At 37.9% G+C, this 4,512-nt stretch carries 1 protein-coding gene; it reads left to right on the top strand.

The features are described from left to right. A partial coding sequence (locus tag PHC28_RS15995) for an HYR domain-containing protein (protein ID WP_300102968.1) occupies positions 1 to 4,512 on the top strand: 4,512 nt, incomplete at both ends.

The following is a 4,512-nucleotide window of genomic DNA, read 5'->3' as shown; positions in this document are numbered from 1 at the left end:
CGATAATTGTACTGGAACTATTCTTTCCTATACCGTTTCGGGAGCAACAACACTTAGCGGAACAGGATCATTAACAGGCATACAATTGCTTGCAGGTGCGAATCTAATCACTTGGACAGCAGTAGATGCAAGTGGGAATGCAGCTTCAGCACCTTTGACCTTTACAAAAACAGTTATTGATAATCAAGTTCCAATTATTTCTAGTATTGGGAATCAAAATCGTAACACGAATACAGGGTGTGGATATACTGTTTCGGGTACCGAATTTAATGCAACTTATTCAGATAATTGTTCTATTGCATCTGTTACCTACAAAATTAACTCGGATACTCCAGTAGCTTCAAATACACTTGCAGGTGTTGTATTATCAACAGGAATTAACACTATATTATGGACAGTAAGTGATGGAACGAATATACGTACCAGTACTTTTAAAGTTACCGTTGCTGATAATATTTTGCCGACTATTACTCCTATTAGTAATATAACTGTTACTATTTCGACAGGTTGTGGAGCGGTGGTTTCTTGGACAGAACCTGTTGCAGCTGATAATTGTGGAGTTACTATTTTTGGTCAAGTAAATGGGGCTGCCAGCGGAAGTACATTTCCTATTGGAACAACTAATATTAGATATCGTGCAGTTGATGCTGTTGGTAACACCACTTTTATGAGTTTCAATGTAATCGTTGTTGATACAACTCCTCCAGTATTAACGTGTCCATCAGGTAGTCCTTTTGCAAAAGTGACAGCTCTAGGTGTTTGTTTTTACACGGTTGTTGGAACAGAATTTAATCCTACCACTACAGATGGTTGTGCTGTAACTGCTGTTAATTCATTTGACGGAACCAATACACTTACAGGAAAACAACTTCCAGCGGGTACTAATACTATTGTATGGACAGCCACTGATGCTTCTGGGAACATTTCAACTTGTACTATAGTTGTAAACGTTACTGACAATCAAGATCCAACTTTTACGCAACCTTCAGGAACTTTTGCCAAATCAACTGACCCAGGAAAATGTTACTTTACGGTTCCAGGCACACAATTTGACCTTAGAAATGTAGCAGATAACTGTAATACAATTACACCTACTTATGTAATAACGAAAAACGGTGTCACCATCGCTACAGGTACAAATTCACTTGCCAGTTTACAATTAGCCAAAGATGCTACTTATCCGTACTCAATTGTATGGACTGTATCTGATGTCAATGGAAATTCAGTAAGTTCTACCCCTTTTACAATTTCAGTTTCAGATAATCAAGCGCCTAACTTTGTTTGTTATGGAAATGAAATCAGACAAATCCCTAGTGGTTCTTGTGACTACTCAGTAGTTGGGACAGAATTTGATGCGAAAAACATAACGGATAACTGCGACAGTAGTTTTACTATTTCTTACACACTTGACGGAAATCCTGGTGCTGGAACATCGATGGCTGGAACTGTTTTAGCAGGAGGAGTTCATACCGTGGTTTGGACTGTAACCGACCAATCAAGCAATACAACTAATTGTACATTTAATATTACGGTTAAAGATTTAGTTTTTCCTGTAATTTCAACAATAATTGACCAAACCAAAAATGCTCCAAGCAATGTTTGTTTTTATAAAACAGTAGGAACTGAATTTGATCCTACTGTTACTGATAACTGCCCTACGGTTTCTTTAGTAAATAACCAAAACAATAGTGCAACTTTAGCTGATTTTGAATTCCCTGTTGGAATTACAGTGGTAGTTTGGACAGCAACTGATAATTCTGGAAATGTTGCTACAATGCAGTACCAAGTTACTGTGCTTGACGTTACACCTCCAAGTTATACTTTGCCTGCAACAGTCAGTAAATTTACATCAACTACAAGTTGTTATTATACCGCTGTAGGAACTGAATTTGATCCGCAAGCTGTTGTTGACAACTGTACAGCTAGTAATTACACCATTATAAATAATTACAATAATTATCGCTCACTAGATTATGTGCAGTTTCCTGTTGGAACCACAAATGTGCAATGGAGTGTAAAAGATAATTATGGTAATGAACAGTTGAAAACGATTGCTGTTACGGTTACTGATAATGTAAAACCCATCATCAATTGTCCAGCAACATCATATATTCGAGTAGTAGATTTAGGACAAACTTATTATACGGTTGGTACCAATGAATTCAAACCCACAGCAACAGATAATTGTGGTTTAACTTCTTATACCAATAGTTTTAATAGCACTTCAAGTCTCAATGGAGCTCATCTAAATTCTGGTACAAATTCAATAACTTGGACTGCAACTGATGCTGCCGGAAATACCGAAACTTGTGTTGTTGTGGTTGAGGTGGTAACAGATTTATATCCTTCAATTTCTTGTGTAGGGGATCAATATAAAAGTACTAACACAAGCGCTTGTGACTATACGGTTGTTGGAACGGAATTTAATGCAACTACCTCTGGAGGGGCAACTTTAAGTTTTGTTACTTCGCCAGTTTTGGCTGTGAAACCCAATTCACCTACATCGCTTGCAGGTGCAGTATTCCCTATTGGTTCAACTTTGGTAACTTGGACAGCTTCTCAAACTATCAGCGGAACAGTTTATACTAATTCTTGTAGTTATTTTGTTGAGGTATCTGATAATGAATTGCCAGTAATTACGCCACAAGTCAACATAAATACCACCACAAATTCAGGATGTTATGCAACGGGAGTAAATTTAGGAACACCTGTAAGAACAGATAATTGTGGTGTTTTAGACTATTGGAACAATGCACCTTCTTCTTATCCAATAGGAACAACTATAGTGACTTGGACAATACGTGACATTCACAATAACTATAATACGGCCACTCAGTCGGTTACTGTAACAGATGATGACGCACCTGCAATTAGTTGCCCATCTTTATGTAGGCAGGTTGATAATGGACAGACCTATTATACAGTTTTCGACCACGAGTTAAACCCTTACGGATATTGGGATTGCTCCGGAATTTTAAGCGCAACCAATAATTTTAATGGATCAAGCACTTTAGCAGGCGCGCAAATTCCTGTGGGAGTTCATACCATCACTTGGACAGTTACAGATAATGCAGGTAATGTTGCAACTTGTGCAAGTACCATTACAATATTAGATACAGATCCACCATCAGTAACTTGTCGCGGAAATGCAACGAAACCAACGGATACAGGAGTTTGTACTTATGCCGTTCAGGGAACCGAATTTAATGTAAGTTCTACAACTCCGGGAACAACATTTGCATATACACTTTCAGGAGCTACTTCAGGAACAGGAACTTCACTTGCTGGCATTATTCTAAATAAAGGAACAACAACAGTTACTTGGACAGCCACTAACGTCGCAGATGTAAATACTTGTTGCGTGTTTACTGTTTCTGTTTATGACAATCAGGTTCCAGTTGTAACTTGGCCAGCAGATGTTGCCGTAAATGTTGATTCATCTTGCACAGCAATAGGAGTCGATTTAGGAACAGCAACTTCAGTCGATAATTGTGATGGAACTTCACCATTAACCTATTCAAGAATACCAAGCGGGAATAACTTTGACATAGGAGTTACCAATGTGTATTGGACAGCTTGGGATTCTGAAGGAAATCTTGTTTATCATACACAAACAGTTACCGTAACTGATGCTATTGCACCAGTAATTACTTGTCCATCATCAACTTATTTCCGTGAATATAAAAATTCAACAGTTACTTATTATGCAGTTATTGGTAATGAATTTACACCACCAGTAAGTGACAATTGTACACTAGCATCCTATACTAATAATTTAACTAATAATGGAACTTTAAATGGATCACAACTTGGCATTGGAGACCATTCTATTATTTGGACTGCTACTGATACTAGTGGCAACATAACTACTTGTACTGTAAATATTACTATAGTTGATTCTTTTATACCAAAAATTACTTGCCCTATTGATGTTGCACAAACTACAGATGCAGGAACTTGCGGCTATACAATAGGAGCGGGAGTTACGACTTATGATGCTGTTTTTGCTTCTGCTTCTGGTTCAGGTCGCACAATGACACATAATCTTGTTGGCGCACCATCGAATACTACTTTGGCGGGAGCAACTATTCCAAAAGGAACAAACACAATAACTTGGACTGCTACTCAAACTATTGACGGAACAGTTTATTCCAATACCTGTAGTTTTGATTTTGTAGTTGCTGACAATATTGCTCCAGTAATGGATTTGCCTTTTGACGATGTTGCAGTTAATGTAGATCCTGGAACTTGTACAAATACAATGACCTTAACGCCTCCAACTGCAACTGATAATTGCTCATTACCTGCAAACATTACAATTTCTAATAATGCGCCGGCTACCTTTATTTTAGGGAGTACCAATGTGAGATGGAGTTTTATTGATGAAAGTGGAAATACTACGATTTATAACCAAACCGTTACAGTAAATGACAATGAAGGTCCAGTCATTGCTAACTGTCCAACCGCTGACTTAACTGCTGTTTCTTCAGGAACCAATTGCAGCGCTGTAGT

Origin of the sequence: Flavobacterium sp., assembly GCF_028712645.1 — a bacterium.
In the GTDB taxonomy this organism is placed as follows: domain Bacteria; phylum Bacteroidota; class Bacteroidia; order Flavobacteriales; family Flavobacteriaceae; genus Flavobacterium.
This window is presented reverse-complemented; position numbering and strand designations above follow the sequence as displayed.